The 14,284-nt window shown below is 58.8% G+C and carries 12 protein-coding genes; 6 read left to right on the top strand and 6 right to left on the bottom strand.

Annotation, left to right across the window (positions count from 1 at the left end; all coding sequences use genetic code 11):
• Positions 1 to 35: 35 nt before the first annotated feature.
• Positions 36 to 1,967 carry a threonine--tRNA ligase gene (thrS, locus tag HK20_RS03400; RefSeq protein WP_086645645.1) on the top strand — a complete coding sequence of 644 codons (1,932 nt, stop codon included), beginning with the start codon at positions 36 to 38 and terminating at the stop codon, positions 1,965 to 1,967.
• 155 nt (positions 1,968 to 2,122) lie between these two features.
• Positions 2,123 to 2,659 (top strand): translation initiation factor IF-3, encoded by a 537-nt coding sequence (gene infC, locus HK20_RS03395; RefSeq protein WP_059024330.1) that lies wholly within the window; start codon positions 2,123 to 2,125, stop codon positions 2,657 to 2,659.
• 150 nt (positions 2,660 to 2,809) lie between these two features.
• Here infC and HK20_RS03390 read toward each other — a convergent pair whose 3' ends face one another.
• The 4 genes from HK20_RS03390 to HK20_RS03375 form a co-directional block, all read right to left on the bottom strand.
• On the bottom strand, positions 2,810 to 3,541 hold the full coding sequence (locus HK20_RS03390; RefSeq protein WP_233129054.1) for an SIMPL domain-containing protein: 732 nt from the start codon (positions 3,539 to 3,541) through the stop codon (positions 2,810 to 2,812).
• Positions 3,542 to 3,989: 448 nt separating this feature from the next.
• A complete protein-coding gene (locus tag HK20_RS03385) occupies positions 3,990 to 5,411 on the bottom strand; it encodes a HAMP domain-containing sensor histidine kinase (protein WP_086645643.1) in 1,422 nt (473 codons plus the stop codon).
• A 17-nt stretch (positions 5,412 to 5,428) separates the two neighbouring features.
• Positions 5,429 to 6,106: a response regulator transcription factor gene (locus HK20_RS03380; RefSeq protein WP_086645642.1), complete on the bottom strand. Its 678-nt coding sequence runs from the start codon at positions 6,104 to 6,106 to the stop codon at positions 5,429 to 5,431.
• Between the two features lie 82 nt (positions 6,107 to 6,188).
• Positions 6,189 to 7,289 carry an AI-2E family transporter gene (locus tag HK20_RS03375; RefSeq protein ID WP_086645641.1) on the bottom strand — a complete coding sequence of 367 codons (1,101 nt, stop codon included), beginning with the start codon at positions 7,287 to 7,289 and terminating at the stop codon, positions 6,189 to 6,191.
• 157 nt (positions 7,290 to 7,446) lie between these two features.
• Here HK20_RS03375 and HK20_RS03370 point away from each other — a divergent pair, with 157 nt between their 5' ends.
• A complete protein-coding gene (locus HK20_RS03370; RefSeq protein ID WP_086645640.1) occupies positions 7,447 to 8,658 on the top strand; it encodes an MFS transporter in 1,212 nt (403 codons plus the stop codon).
• Positions 8,659 to 8,826: 168 nt separating this feature from the next.
• A complete protein-coding gene (locus HK20_RS03365) occupies positions 8,827 to 9,222 on the top strand; it encodes a hypothetical protein (RefSeq protein ID WP_233129053.1) in 396 nt (131 codons plus the stop codon).
• Positions 9,223 to 9,267: 45 nt separating this feature from the next.
• Here the strand turns inward: HK20_RS03365 and HK20_RS03360 are convergent, their stop codons facing one another.
• A complete protein-coding gene (locus HK20_RS03360) occupies positions 9,268 to 11,160 on the bottom strand; it encodes an ABC-F family ATP-binding cassette domain-containing protein (RefSeq protein WP_086645639.1) in 1,893 nt (630 codons plus the stop codon).
• A 139-nt stretch (positions 11,161 to 11,299) separates the two neighbouring features.
• Here HK20_RS03360 and ndk point away from each other — a divergent pair, with 139 nt between their 5' ends.
• Positions 11,300 to 11,722 carry a nucleoside-diphosphate kinase gene (ndk, locus tag HK20_RS03355; RefSeq protein ID WP_086645638.1) on the top strand — a complete coding sequence of 141 codons (423 nt, stop codon included), beginning with the start codon at positions 11,300 to 11,302 and terminating at the stop codon, positions 11,720 to 11,722.
• 221 nt (positions 11,723 to 11,943) lie between these two features.
• The gene (gene hpnR, locus HK20_RS03350) at positions 11,944 to 13,485 is read left to right on the top strand and encodes a hopanoid C-3 methylase HpnR (RefSeq protein ID WP_086645637.1); all 1,542 of its coding nucleotides are present in this window, start codon (positions 11,944 to 11,946) and stop codon (positions 13,483 to 13,485) included.
• 80 nt (positions 13,486 to 13,565) lie between these two features.
• On the opposite strand, the gene HK20_RS03345 is transcribed toward hpnR, so the two are convergent.
• Positions 13,566 to 14,231: a hypothetical protein gene (locus HK20_RS03345; protein ID WP_086645636.1), complete on the bottom strand. Its 666-nt coding sequence runs from the start codon at positions 14,229 to 14,231 to the stop codon at positions 13,566 to 13,568.
• Positions 14,232 to 14,284 lie beyond the last annotated feature (53 nt).

Here is a 14,284-nt window from a genome sequence, read left to right as displayed (position 1 = left end):
CTTTTATTCTTCCTATCCTTCTGGAGCTTGCACCTATGCCCGCTATCACCCTGCCCGACGGTTCTGTTCGCAGTTTTGACGGGCCAGTTACGGGCACTACGGTGGCAGAGTCCATTGGTGCAGGACTGGCCAAGGCCGCTTTGGCCATGGAAGTGGACGGCCAGCTCAGCGATATTCGCCAGACCATAAAAGCCGATGCCAAGGTCCGCTTTATTACCAAAAAAGACCCGGAATCGCTCGAACTGATCCGCCACGATGCCGCCCACGTGCTGGCTGAGGCCGTGCAGGAGCTGTTCCCCGGTACTCAGGTGACCATTGGCCCGTCCATTGAACACGGGTTCTATTACGACTTTTTCCGTGCCGAGCCGTTTACCCCCGAAGACTTTGCCGCCATCGAAGCCAAGATGAAGGAAATCGTGGCACGGGCCGAGCCGTTCGAGCGCGAAGTCTGGCCGCGTGATGCCGCCATTGCGTTTTTTGAAGAACGTGGCGAATCGTTCAAGGCCGAGCTGATCCGTGACCTGCCGGAAACGGAAGATATTTCCATCTACCGGCAGGGCCAGTGGCTGGACCTGTGCCGTGGCCCCCACCTGCGCACCACCAAGGATGTGGGAACCGCCTTCAAGCTGATGAAGGTGGCAGGTGCTTACTGGCGCGGGGACCACCGCAACCCCATGCTGACCCGCGTGTACGGCACCGCATGGCGCGACCAGAAGGAACTCGACGCCTATCTGCTCCAGCTTGAGGAAGCCGAAAAGCGTGACCACCGCCGCATCGGGCGGGAGATGGGGCTGTTCCATTTTCAGGAAGAGGCCGTCGGGCAGGTGTTCTGGCACGCCAAGGGCTGGCGCGTTTATTCCGTGTTGCAGGACTACATGCGCCGCGCACAGACCCGCCACGGATACCAGGAAGTGCGTACCCCCCAGCTTGTGGACCGTGGTCTGTGGGAGGCATCGGGCCACTGGGACAAATACCGCCACCACATGTTTGTCGCCACGGTGGAGGATGAGGATAAAACCCTCGCCCTCAAACCCATGAACTGCCCGTGCCATGTGCAGATTTTCCGCCATGGGCTGCGCTCCTACCGCGAGCTGCCGCTCCGCATGGCCGAGTTTGGGGCCTGCCATCGTTACGAACCCTCGGGCGCACTGCATGGCCTGATGCGTGTGCGTGGTTTTACGCAGGATGATGCGCATATCTTCTGCACCGAGGACCAGATTGCGGCCGAGACCGTGCAGTTTGTGAAGATGCTGCACGAAGTGTACCAGGATCTCGGGTTTGAGCACGTACGCGTCAAGTTTGCTGACCGCCCAGAACAGCGCGCAGGCAGCGAAGCGGTGTGGGACAAGGCCGAAGCCGCACTCAAGGAAGCCTGCACCGTTGCCGGGGTCGAGTACGAATATAACCCGGGTGAGGGGGCATTCTACGGTCCCAAGCTCGAATTCGTGCTGCGTGACGCCATTGGCCGCGACTGGCAGTGTGGCACCTTGCAGGTGGACCTTGTTCTGCCCGAACGGCTGGATGCCAGCTATGTGGGCGAGGACTCGGCCAAGCACCGCCCCGTTATGCTGCACCGCGCCATTCTGGGCTCGTTCGAGCGGTTCCTCGGGATTCTGATCGAGCAGCACGCCGGGCGCTTCCCGCTGTGGCTGGCACCTGTTCAGGTGGTTGTGGCCTCCATTGTCAGCGATGCCGCACCCTATGCGCAGGACGTTGCCGCGGCCCTGCGTAATGCCGGGCTGGTGGCTGAGGCGGATGTCCGTAACGACAAGATCAACGCCAAGGTCCGTGAGCATAGCGTAGGCCGCGTACCGGTTATTCTGGTCGTCGGGCGGCGCGAGGCGGAGGAAGGTACTGTGGCCATGCGCCGCCTTGGCTCGCAGGCGCAGGAGGTGCTAACGCTGGATCAGGCCATTGCTGCACTCAGCCACGAAGCGACACCACCTGACCTGCGCAAAAAGGCGTGAAGCAGGCCGGGTTTTTGTGGCAATGCTGCAATGCCCCTGATTTATTGCATGGACCGCTTGATAAACAGCGGAGAATTGCGCACATACTAACCGCAGGCGGAGCACCGGGTAACGGTGCTTCTGTTTGTTTTTGAAATGTATTACAGGAGCCGACCATAGTCAGATCCCCTTACCCCGCGGCACCCAGCAAAGAAGGGCCGCGCGTGAATGAAGAAATTCGTGTGCCGCAGGTTCGCCTGATTGATGAAACAGGCGAAATGGCGGGCGTTATGTCCGTGCGTGATGCGCTTGCCCGTGCCTATGGCGTTGGGCTGGACCTGCTGGAAATAAGCCCCAATGCTGAGCCGCCGGTAGTAAAGATTCTTGACTACGGCAAGTTCAAGTACGAGCAGCAGAAAAAGCGCAACGAAGCCAAGAAAAAACAGAAAGTTATTGAAATCAAGGAAGTCAAGGTTCGTCCGAACATCGACGAAAATGACTACCAGGTTAAGATGCGCTCTGTGAAAAGCTTTATTGGCGACGGGGATAAGGTCAAGGTCACACTGCGTTTCCGTGGGCGCGAAATGGCGCATCAGGAACTGGGGATCAAGGTCCTGGAACGGATTCGGACAGAGATTGATGAACTGGCCAAGGTTGAGCAGATGCCTCGCCTTGAAAACCGCCAGATGATTATGGTGCTGGCACCGCGCTAAGCATTTTTCTGTCTGGACTGGTTACAAAAAACCGCCCGGGGTTGGTCCCCGGGCGGTTTTTTTTTGTGCGTGCATTCTTCTATGCAGCGTTTATGCGCCCCGGTTTTGGGGCGCAGCTTACCACTATGATACCCGACCCCAGAGGTCTGCTCAGGGTTCCAGAAGAACGGTTGCCCGCAGGTCCGCGCGCACGGTCTGGGTTTCCGCCGTGCTGGAGGGGCTGGCATCGAGCGAATCGTTTGCTGCACCGGCAACAGCAGCCCGGAGCATAATGGGCATAGGGTGGGGGTAGCCCTGGTCGGAAACACTGATCTGCGTAAACCGGGCTACGTGGAGGCCAAGGGACTGCGCAAGTGTATCGGCCTGTTTTTTAAGCTCGATAATGGCTTTTTTCTCGGCTTCCAGAAACAGGCTCTGGCGTTTTTCGTCCGAAAGTGACCAGTCCAGCCCTTCCAGAATAAGCCCCTTGGCTTGCAGCTGCCCGGCCAGTGGCAGCAGGTTTTTGCCATCTGTGGCAGAAAAGCTCAGGGTCTGGCTGGCAGTCCAGTAGGGGGAGGCTTTTTCGGGCCGTGTCTCGTACACCGAATACTGGAGGACGGCGGCTTTGATGTCGGCATTTTTGGCGGCTTCATCCGTGGCTTTTTTGACCACAGCATTGACGCCCCCTTGGGCGGAGGCCGCATTCTTGTTCTGGCTTTCCGCCCGGAAGCGCGCACTCAGCTTGTCTGGAGCCGCCTCTGTGGTGCCCGTGGCATGGATTTCCAGTCGGGTATAAGGCTCTTTGTTGTCCTCGGCATGGGCGGCAGGCGTGTGGGCCAGCACGGCCATGCCCGAAGCCAGAGCCACAAGACCCATGGATTTGAAAGATGGGAGGAGAGTCACGATGGTGCTCCTTCTGCATTCAGTAGGGCGCGGCGCAAGCGCACCAGTCCGGGACGGACATGCCCGTTTTCGCAAAGGTTTATGCCTTCCGCCTTCAGGCTGGAGACGGAGGCAGAAGACTTCGTGGCTGAATATGAATCTATCAAATGGGCAAGTTCAAGGCAGAAGGAGAGACTGTCAGACGTAACAACAACTGGGGTGGATAATCTGGGAGCGGGAAAAAAGTGCCAGCCAAACGGCAGTGATGTTGGCAGGTGCGTGTTACTGGCAAGGGTGACGGAACCGCCCGTAATAACGCACGCCAAAGCTAATGACAGAACAAGGGGTAAGCGGAAATTCATAGAGACACTAAGAGACGCAATTGCATGTTATTTCAACAAAACTATCCACCAAAAACGATCTATTAACGTTAATAGATTTACGTCATCATTGTAATATTACGTATAGTTTAGGTTTTATCTGGATAATCATGTATTGCGGGCACATCTATAGTCACCGCAAGGCCGGGGTTGTTGTGCGACAAACGCAATGTGCCGCCATGCAGTTCCACAATGGCCTGCACAAGGGATAAACCCAGCCCCGAACCGGGGGTATGGCGTGCCCGCTCTGCCCGAAAGAAGCGTTCCGATGCCCGGGCAAGGTCTGCTTCGTTCATGCCAATGCCCTTGTCCACCACCATAATGCGGATGGTGCCTGACTGCTCACGCTCCGTAGCGGGCGGGGCGGGAATGTGCCACGCGCTCAGGCTTATGGCCCCTTGTGGGGGGGAGAATTTGATGGCGTTGTCCAGAATATTGGCCAAAGCCTGCTGGAACATGGCCTGATCCCCCCAGAATGGCAGGTGGGGGGGTAAATCTGTCCGTAATTTAAGGCCGTGGTCATCTGCTACGGCTTCATACAATTCCGTAATGTCGCGCAAGGTGGTGGCCAGATCGAATATGGCAAAGGCCGAGCGGCGTGTGCCTGCCTCAATCTGGGCAATGCGCAGCAGGGCTTCGCAAATGCCGGTCACGTTATCCAGATTGACCACGGCCTGATCTATGGCTGCACGGAGAGCCTGCTCGCTTGTGGCGGAGCGGGAGGCATCTTCCAGCTCGGCACGGGCACGGGCAATGGGGGTGCGCAGGTCATGGGCAATGGAGTTGGAAACCTGTTTGACCCCATCCATCAGCCGGGTAATGCGGTCTAGCATCTGGTTGATGGTCAGGGCCACATCGTCCAGTTCGTCCCCCATGCCGGATACGGGAATCCGGCGGGACATATCACCCTGCGTAATGGCCAGAGTTGTACGGTTGATGGAGTGGATGATCCGCCGGAACAGGATGCGCACAACCCAGCCCCCGCCAATGGCCAGCAACCCGACCATAAGGCAGGTCCAGACCATGGCATCGGTGAGCATGCGCTGGATCTGGGTGCGTTCGCTAATATCGCGCCCGATGAGCAGAAGGTAATCGCCTTGCAGCGTCCATACGCGGACCTGCGCAAGGTTGAGTTGCCCATCACGGAGCACGGGCAGGGTCTGCCAGATCTGGGTAGGGTCGAGCCGTACGGGCCAGTGGGCCAGATTGCCAGCCAGCAGTTTGCCGTCTGGTGCACTCAGCAGGTACAGGGCGTTGTCGTCTATATCCTGCGCCAGACGGTTGCTGATCAGGTTTTCCAGCCCCAGAATGCCGTCATGCCGCCATTCCGTCAGCAGGGCATGGGCATCAAGCGCAATGGAGTGGCGTACGCGCTGTTCCAGCAGGCCAATGGTGCCCCACCATACAAACGACAGGAACAGTATGGCGGAGCTGATAAACAGAACACTGTAAACAAGACCAAAACGTAGGCTGACGGATTGTATGCGGACCTTGCGTAAAATGGTCTGCATAAATCGGCCTGGTCCGGTCATTCTTGCAGCATGTACCCGGCGTTGCGCACGGTATGTACCAGCGCGTGCTCAAAAGGTTTGTCTATTTTCTGACGCAGGCGGGAGATGTGGACGTCAATCACGTTGGTCTGCGGGTCAAAGTGGTAGTCCCACACGCCTTCAAGCAGCATGGTGCGGGTTACGACCTGCCCGGTGTGACGCATTAAAAATTCCAGCAACCGGAACTCGCGCGGTTGCAGGTCTATTTTCTGCCCACCCCGGCGCACAGCGCGGGAGAGCAGGTCTATTTCCAGATCGCCCACGCTCAGTTTGGTCAGGGGCTGGGCCTCGTTGCGGTTGCGCCGCACAAGGGCTTCCAGCCGGGCCTGAAGTTCGGAAAAGGAGAAGGGCTTGCTTACGTAGTCATCCCCACCCGCTTTAAGCCCGGCGACTTTCTCGTCCACATCCGCCAGAGCGGACAGCAGGAGAACGGGGGTTAAGTTCCCTTCACGGCGCAGGGTTTCCAGAATATGGAGCCCCTCCACCCCACCGGGGAGCATACGGTCGAGGATGATGACATCGAACTTATCCTGGCAGGCAAGGGAGAGCCCCTGCTTGCCGTCTGCCGCCTGTTCCACCAGATGACCTGCTTCGGACAGACCCTTGGCAACAAAGTTACGGACCGTTTGATCATCTTCTATTAGAAGAACACGCATAGACAGACCTCAATTACCCAAACGGATTACCAAATTCTTACAAGGAATATATGTTCTTGTCACGGGTTAGTGCGGAAATGTTTCATATACGGTCTGTTTCGGCTAGGGGTTTTGTGAGGGAATCAAGGATTGCCAGCAGAACCGCCGTAAGGGGGGAAGCAAAAATCAACCCCGGAAAGCCCAGAATAGCCCCGAACAAAGTCTGGGAGAGCACGGTAAGGGCCGGTGGCATCTGCACAGCATGGCGCTGGATAACGGGGGCAAGCACGTTGCCTTCAAAAAACTGGATCACGCTATACAGCACGGCCACCATAATGGTCTCACGCGTGCCGAGCGAGAGAGCAAGCAGCAGGGCAGGCACAGCCCCCATGATGGCACCAATATAGGGGATAAAATTACACATCCCCGCCAGTACACCCAGTGCCAGTGCCAGAGGCACGCCAATAAACCACAGCCCGATGCCCGAGAGCGTGCCAACCACCAGCATGTCCAGCGACTGGCCGGCAACCCATGCCCACAGGGTCTGCCCCGCGCGCAGCAACAACTGCCGGATGACCGGGCGGCGTTCTTCTGGCACCAGACGCAGCAGGCCATTGGCATAGGTGGCGGGGGACATGGCAAAATACAGCCCGGCAATCAGCACCACAACCAGCGTGCCTATGGCACCAAAGGCAGAGCCCAGTATGCCGGTCATGGACCCGGCAATACGTGAGCCAAGCGAGGCCAGACCACTATCGCCCCCGGTATGGTGCCCCCCGAGGGAGGCAGGCAGGTAGTTGAGGATCATCTGCCCGGTGGGCGTGCCCTGCAGGGTGCCCCGTAAGGCCATTTCCTGCTGGCGCAGAGCTTCTTGCAGGCGGATGGCCTCGCTCACAATGGCGGGGCCACTGTTCCAGACCAGCAGGGCTGCACTGGATAGCAGGGCCAGCACGACAATGCTGAGCGCCCATGCGTGCGACACGCCAAGGTGGCGGCGCAGGATGCGGGCCAGCCCGTACAGCACCACCGCACACAGCACGGAGGCAAACACCACCATAAGCACATCACCCAAAAGCCATATGAGCAGGCCCATACACACAGCCCCCACGGACAGGCGCAGGATGCGGGCAATATGTTCGGGGCCAAACACTGGCGAGTCCGGCCGTGGTGTGGGTGGGGGAGGGGAACCGCTATCGGATGGCATGCAAGAAAACTCTTTCAGGATCGGGGGAGGCTGTGTAACGGCTGTCCGTTCGTTAATCTGTAAGCACACGATGTCTTACTTTTTTGTGTACTCTTATCCATTCATGCACGGATGTGAGAAGAAAATTCTTTATATAGTTGCAGGAGCATAAACGGACATGTCTGGCGGGAACGACGGTGGGCTGGCGGCTGCCTCCAAAGCCATTCTCGCTCTGGCGGTGGGCACTTTTGCCATCGGCACGGGAGAATTTGCGGCAATGGGGCTGCTGCCCCAGATGGCGGACAGCATGCATGCCAGTATTCCACGCACGGGGGAGGCTATTTCGGCCTATGCTCTGGGGGTTGTGGTGGGGGCTCCTGTTGTGTCGGTCATGGCTGCGCAAATGTCGCGCAGGCAGTTGCTGGTGCTGCTTATGGGCTGGTTTGCCGTAGCCAATGCGCTGGGCACACTGGCCGCCTCGCTGGGTATGCTTGATCTGGCGCGGTTTGTAACCGGGCTGCCGCATGGCTCCTTTATGGGGGTTGCGGCACTGGTTGCTGCGGGGCTGGTGGACCGTGGCTACCGTGGGCGGGCCGTGGGGCGTGTTTTTTCGGGGCTGACCATTGCCAATGTGGTGGGGGCTCCCTTTGCCACTTATGCCGGGTCGTATTTCGGGTGGCGGCTGTCCTACCTGTTTATTGGCCTTATTGGCGTTGCGTGCTGCCTTATGGTGCTGGCATGGGTGCCGTATGATGCGCCTAACCGGGCGCGCTCGGCCTTGTCGGAGCTTGGTGCGTTTTCACGCAAGCAGGTCTGGTACGTCATGGGCACCGTGGCGGTGGGGTGTGGCGGCATGTTCTGCGTGTACACCTATTTTTCCGTGACATTGCAGGATGTGACCCATGTGCCGCTCTGGGGCGTGCCGCTTTTTCAGGCGCTCTGGGGTGTTGGCATGTGTGCGGGCGCATGGGCAGGTGGCCACCTGATGGACAGGAACCTGAAATGGGCAACCATTTTTGCGTTTTTGTGGAATGCCGCTGCACTGGGGCTGTTTGCACTGGTTGCACATTCGGTCTGGCTGACGGCGCTGGCCGTTTTTATGCTTGGCGGTGGCATTGCCATTGGCCCGGCCATGCAGGTCCGCCTGATGGATGTGGCGGCCGATGCACAGACCCTTGCTGCCTCCATGAACCACGCGGCCTTCAACCTTGCCAACGCCATTGGGGCCTGGCTGGGCGGGATGGTACTGGCTGTGGGGTTTGGGCTGGAAGCCACAGGCTGGGCCGGCATGGCGCTCTCGCTCGTGGGGCTGGTGCTTTTCCTGCTCTCGCTACGGGTGGAAACGCTGGACGCCAGAAAAGCCGCGCTGGCAGAAGGTGGTGCTGCGTAAGCCGAACAACAGGCCCTGTACGCGCATAAGGGCTGCTTTGCGGCCCGGAGGGCGCATAGGGCCGTTACCGCAGGTATTGCCGTGGTTTTTACTCGACCTGCTTGCTGTTTATTTATAACCCTGAGCGGGCAGGTGCAAAAAGCAGATCAATACTGAAGGTGTGTGTGCATGGAAATCAGCAGCCCCTACCAGATCCTGAACAGCCCGGCGAGCGCGGCCCAGCAAAGCCAGAACAGGAAATCCCTCGGGCTGGATTTCAGCAACATGACACCGCAGGAAATGGAATCCGCACGGCGGGAGCTGTCGCTGGAGGGCAAGATTTCGCTCCACCAAAGTGTGACAATGGCTCTGATGGATGGTTATGCTCTGGAAGGCGTGAATGGTGGAAAGCTCGTGAGTGGCTCAACCAACATGTACGCCATGATTGATTCGCTACTGGATTATCAGGAAAAAAACGGCGTCTTCAACGTCCAGCAAAACATTGAATCGCTTAAGTCTCTTCGCAAGGTGCTTGAGGAGAACGATGTGAATTACACCACCTCCACAACATCCATAACGGCCTGAAACCTCCCCCAGCCCAACCGGAAAGGGAGAGGTGCTGGGTTGCGCCTATGGGGCGCTGGCCGTGTCTTCTTCCATCTGGGCTTCGGCGGTTAGCCAGCGTTCTTCGGCTTCGGATTCCTCTTTGGCAATGGCGGCCAGTCGGGTGTTCAGGCGGGTTACTTCTGCCGCCTTGCCCGGTTCGTACACAGCCGGGTCAGCCAGTGCGGCTTCCAGCTTTGTGCGCTCAAGGGCCAGCTTGGCCAGCTTGGCTTCCGCATCCTTGATAATTTTACGCAAGGGAGCCTGTGCCTTGCGGATTTCGGCCCGGTCGCGGCGTTCGTCCTTGCGGCTGTTCTGGCTTGTGGCGTCCTGTTTGGGGCGGTTGCTGGCACGGCTACGCTCAAGCAGCCATGTGCGGTATTCGGCCATATCCCCTTCAAACGGGGTGACCTGCCCATCGGCCACCAGCCACAGCCGGTCTGCCACCAGTTCCACCAGATGCGGGTCATGGCTGATCAGCACCACCGCCCCTTCAAAATCCGCCAGAGCGCGGATCAGCGCATCACGCGCGTCGAGGTCCAGATGGTTGGTTGGTTCGTCCAGAATAAGCAGCTGGGGGGCATCTCGCGTGGCAAGGGCCAGCAGCAGGCGGGCTTTTTCCCCGCCCGAGAGGTCTTTGACCGCAGTTTCCGCGCGGTCCACATCTAGCCCGAAGCGGGCTAGCTGCGCGCGTACAACCGGCATGGTGGCTTTGGGCAGGGCACGCGCCATGTGCTCGATCGGGGTCTGGTCCAGATGCAGTTCTTCGGTCTGGTGCTGGGCAAAATACCCAACCCGGAGCCGGGCATTGCGCTCCAAATCGCCCGAAAGTGCCTCAAGGCGGCCAGCTATCAGTTTGGCGAGGGTAGATTTACCATTGCCGTTGGCGCCAAGCAGGGCAATCCGGCTTTCCATATCCAGCCGGAAGGAGAGGTTGCTCAGCACAGGCCTGCCCTCATACCCCACGCTTGCGCGGTTGACGCTCAGGATGGGGGGAGGGAGCTGCTCGGGCTCGGGGAAGGAAAAGTGCGCAGCGGTATCTTCCACCACAGCGTCGATCACGGGCAGTTTTTCCAGCGCCTTGAGCCGGGCCTGTGCCTGTTTGGCTTTGGTGGCCTTGGCCCGGAAGCGATCCACAAAAGACTGCATATGAGCGCGGCGGGCGGCAATTTTTTCGGCCTGCCGGGTCTGCTGCAACGCCTGTTCGGTACGGATTCGGACAAAATTTTCGTAGCCACCGGGGGTCAGGCTCAGCTTGCCGCGTTCCAGATGGGCAATGGCGTCCACGCAGGAATCGAGCAGGCCACGGTCATGGCTGACAATAAGGGCAGCCCCTGCGAATCGGCGTAACCAGTCTTCCAGCCAGAGTGTGGCCTCAAGGTCCAGATGGTTTGTGGGTTCGTCGAGCAGCAGCAGGTCAGGTTCCAGAAAAAGGGCCGTGGCCAGCGAGACACGCATGCGCCACCCGCCCGAAAAGTCCGATACCGGGCGCATTTGCGCCTGAGCACTAAAGCCCAGCCCCGCCAGCACGGCCCCGGCGCGCGCGGGGGCGCTGTCTGCTCCTATGGCGCGCAGGCGTTCGTGTATTTCGCCAAGGCGCATGGGGTCTGTGGCTTGTTCGGCCTCGGCCAGCAGGGCTGTGCGCTCGGTATCTCCTGCCAGAACGGTGTCCAGCAGGTTGGCGCCATCTGCTGGGGCTTCCTGTTTAACGCGGGCCATGCGCGCGCGTGAGGACAGGCGGATTTCCCCCCCATCGGGGGCAATGTCCCCCGCAATGGCGGCCAGCAGGGTGGACTTGCCAGCACCATTGCGCCCGACCAGCCCGACCTTGCGGCCGGGGTCGATGGAAAGGCTCGCCTGGTCCAGCAGAACGCGGCCAGCCATACGCAGGCTAAGGTTGGAGATGACAAGCAGGCTCAACTCAAGTCTCGTTTCTTCTGGAATTGTTCATTACATTCTGTGTGGTACCTACCAGCCAGCGCCGATATGCTCTAGATGGAAACGCTGAACGTTCGCCAGACCAAGGCGGATATCTGCGTTTATACCCAAGGAGGGCCTTATGGCTAAAGAACGTACTCTGTCCATTATCAAGCCGGATGCAACCCGTCGTAACCTGACCGGCAAGATCAACGCCGTGTTTGAAGATGCAGGCCTGAGCATTGTTGCGCAAAAGCGCGTCCAGCTGTCCCACGCTGTGGCTGGCGCTTTTTACGCTGTGCACAAGGAACGCCCTTTTTACAACGATCTGGTGTCCTTCATGATCTCCGGCCCGGTTGTGGTGCAGGTGCTTGAAGGCGAAAACGCCGTTGCTAAAAACCGTGAAGTCATGGGTGCAACCGACCCCAAAAAGGCCGACCCCCAGACCATTCGCGCCCAGTTTGCTGAAAGCATTGAAGCAAACTCCGTGCATGGTTCCGACAGCGCGGAAAATGCTGCAAACGAAATCCGCTTCTTCTTTGCAGAAACGGAAATCCTGCCCTAATTCTGGCAGGTCACACCCCGGCGTTGTGCCTTGCGCATACGTCGGGGCCGCCATAATGGCGCTTAAACGCCAAGCCAGACGTCTTGCGCATGGGAGATACCCGGCTGCAGGATAGGGCAATGGGGTGCATTTCTTATATAATCATTTCTTATGCTCGAGCGTTATGGGCAAGGCGGGATGCCGTTCGCATTCCCGGCCCGCAGTAGGCAGAAAGGAATGTCATGAAAGTTCTGGCGGTTCATCCCAGCGCCCTGATGTACACCAAGGTTTTCCTGCGGCTGGAGCCGCTGGGGCTGGAACTGGTGGCAGGTGCTGCGCGGAATGCCGGACACGACGTGCGGATTATCGACCTTCAGGCCGAAACGCACGAAGATTACTGGAAGCTGGTTGACGAGTTCCAGCCCGATGCCGTGTGCTACTCGGGCAGCTATCTGGCCAATGTGCCGGAAATTCTCGATCTGTGTCGTGAAACACGCTACCGCTTCCCGCAGGTGTTCCAGTTTATTGGCGGGCATTCGGTTTCGTTTATCGCCAAGGATGTGCTTGATCTTTCCGAAGGGACGGTCAACTGCATTCTCAAAGGGGAGGGCGATGCTACGGTCGGCCTGCTGCTGGATGCGGTGCAGAACGGCACGGATATTCTGGAAGTCCCCGGCACCATTACGCTGGACGGGGAAGGCCCGCCCCCCATTTTTGTTAAATCGCTTGATGAGGTCCGCCCCGCGCGTGACCTGCTGCGCCACCGCAACAAGTACTTTATTGGCACGCTGGACCCCGCAGCCTCCATTGAATTTGCCCGTGGCTGCCCGTGGGACTGCACGTTCTGCTCGGCTTGGACCTTCTATGGTCGCTCCTACCGCACGGCCAGCCCGCAGGTCATTGCGGATGAGCTGGAGGAGATCAAGGAACCCGGCATCTTTATTGTGGATGACGTGGCCTTTGTGCATGAAGAACACGGCATGGCCATTGCCAACGAAATTAAAAAGCGTGGCATTAAAAAGGAATATTACCTTGAAACCCGCGCAGACGTGCTGCTGCGCAACAAGGAAGTGTTCAAGGTCTGGAGCGAGATCGGTCTCTCCTACATCTTCATCGGTCTGGAAGCGGTGGATGAGGAAGGGCTCAAGCAGTTCCGCAAGCGTGTTTCACTCGACAAGAACTTTGAAGCCCTTGAATATGCCCGCTCTTTAGGGCTGATCGTGGCCATCAATATCATTGCCGATCCATCCTGGGATCGTGCGCGGTTTGAGGCTGTGCGGCAGTGGTGCCTGGAAATTCCCGATATTGTGAACATTTCCGTCACAACGCCTTATCCGGGGACGGAAATCTGGCACAAGGAAGCACGCCGCCTGACCACGCGTGACTACCGCCTGTTTGACATCCAGCACGCGGTCCTCCCCACCACCCTGCCTCTGCCCGAGTTTTATGAAGAACTGGTCAAGACCCAGCAGGTGCTCAACACCAAACATATGGGCTGGCAGGCACTCAAGGACACGGCAGGGATTGCGGTTAACCTGCTCAAGAACGGCCAGACCAACTTTGTTAAGATGTTGTGGAAGTTCAACTCGGTCTTTAACCCCGAACTCCAGCTTGCCGACCACCAGCGTCCTGCGCGCTACCTTATGCCCGTGCAGCCCGATGCGGTGGACAAGGTGGACCGTAATGACCTGTACGTGCATGGCCCCGGCGGCCGCAAAACCCGCGCGCTGGATGATGCGACCGAAACCTTTGTGGACAAGACCCGTATGGGGGAAGATGCGTAACCCGCATCTTCCCAACAGTTTTACCCACACTCAGGCGTTTGCCTGAGTGCTGGTGCTGCCTCTGCTGGCCTGTGCGGTGTTTAACACACAGGGGGCGGAGTAAAAGTAAAGGCCTGCGGGGTGTAGGTTTCCACCACCAGACTGAACGGCGTGCCGGCATGGGTCCGTAACAGGGCAATATGCCGGAAAAGATGCGGGGGCAGAGCCAGTGGGTCTGCCCCCGTTGTGCTGTTTGGCGGATGGAGCTGCATTTCCCACAACTCTGGCAAGGGGGACCATAGGGTTTCCCGCCGGATCAGCTGGCGGGTAAACCGCAGGGGGGATACAACACGGCCAAAGGGTGTGTCGGTTTGCTCCAGTGCCTCGGTCATGGCTTTTGTCAGGCGCTCTGGCACAAACCAGTTTTCCGCTTCCGAATAAATGCGGTTGTGCCCTGCCAGCCGTATTTTGCGGTAGCGCAGGCTTTGGCCACCTTGTGTGGTGGGCAGGTCCAGTGCGGCCAGCAGGTCGGGTGGGCAGGGGCTGTGGGCACCGGCTTCACGCTCGGCGCGCAGGGTTTCATGCGCGCCAAGGAGTGCGTGCTCGCGCAGCCAGTGTTCCAGCGTCTGTGTGGCGCTGTTTTCGGCCAGCAGGCGGTTTTCCATCTGGCTGATCAGGGTTGCCAGCATAAGCCGGTGCATAAAGCTGTTCCGCCAGAGGGGGCGTGCAGGCTCCGTGGCGGGTTGAGGGGGCGCAAAGTTGGGCATGTGGGTCTTATATCATGCTTTGGGGCAGGTATGGGCTGCACATCACTGTTTCG

Origin of the sequence: Acetobacter sp. DsW_54 (assembly GCF_002153575.1) — a bacterium.
GTDB classification, from domain to species: domain Bacteria; phylum Pseudomonadota; class Alphaproteobacteria; order Acetobacterales; family Acetobacteraceae; genus Acetobacter; species Acetobacter fabarum.
The sequence above is the reverse complement of the archived record's forward strand: the minus strand, read 5'-3'. Positions and strand labels throughout refer to the sequence as shown.

Bases quoted from the DNA above. Each gene is read 5' to 3' on its own strand.
- thrS (WP_086645645.1), top strand. From the start codon at position 36: ATGCCCGCTATCACCCTGCCCGACGGTTCTGTTCGCAGTTTTGACGGG.
- HK20_RS03385 (WP_086645643.1), bottom strand. From the start codon at position 5,411: ATGCAGACCATTTTACGCAAGGTCCGCATACAATCCGTCAGCCTACGT.
- HK20_RS03380 (WP_086645642.1), bottom strand. From the start codon at position 6,106: ATGCGTGTTCTTCTAATAGAAGATGATCAAACGGTCCGTAACTTTGTT.
- HK20_RS03375 (WP_086645641.1), bottom strand. From the start codon at position 7,289: ATGCCATCCGATAGCGGTTCCCCTCCCCCACCCACACCACGGCCGGAC.
- HK20_RS03370 (WP_086645640.1), top strand. From the start codon at position 7,447: ATGTCTGGCGGGAACGACGGTGGGCTGGCGGCTGCCTCCAAAGCCATT.
- HK20_RS03365 (WP_233129053.1), top strand. From the start codon at position 8,827: ATGGAAATCAGCAGCCCCTACCAGATCCTGAACAGCCCGGCGAGCGCG.
- ndk (WP_086645638.1), top strand. From the start codon at position 11,300: ATGGCTAAAGAACGTACTCTGTCCATTATCAAGCCGGATGCAACCCGT.
- hpnR (WP_086645637.1), top strand. From the start codon at position 11,944: ATGAAAGTTCTGGCGGTTCATCCCAGCGCCCTGATGTACACCAAGGTT.
- HK20_RS03345 (WP_086645636.1), bottom strand. From the start codon at position 14,231: ATGCCCAACTTTGCGCCCCCTCAACCCGCCACGGAGCCTGCACGCCCC.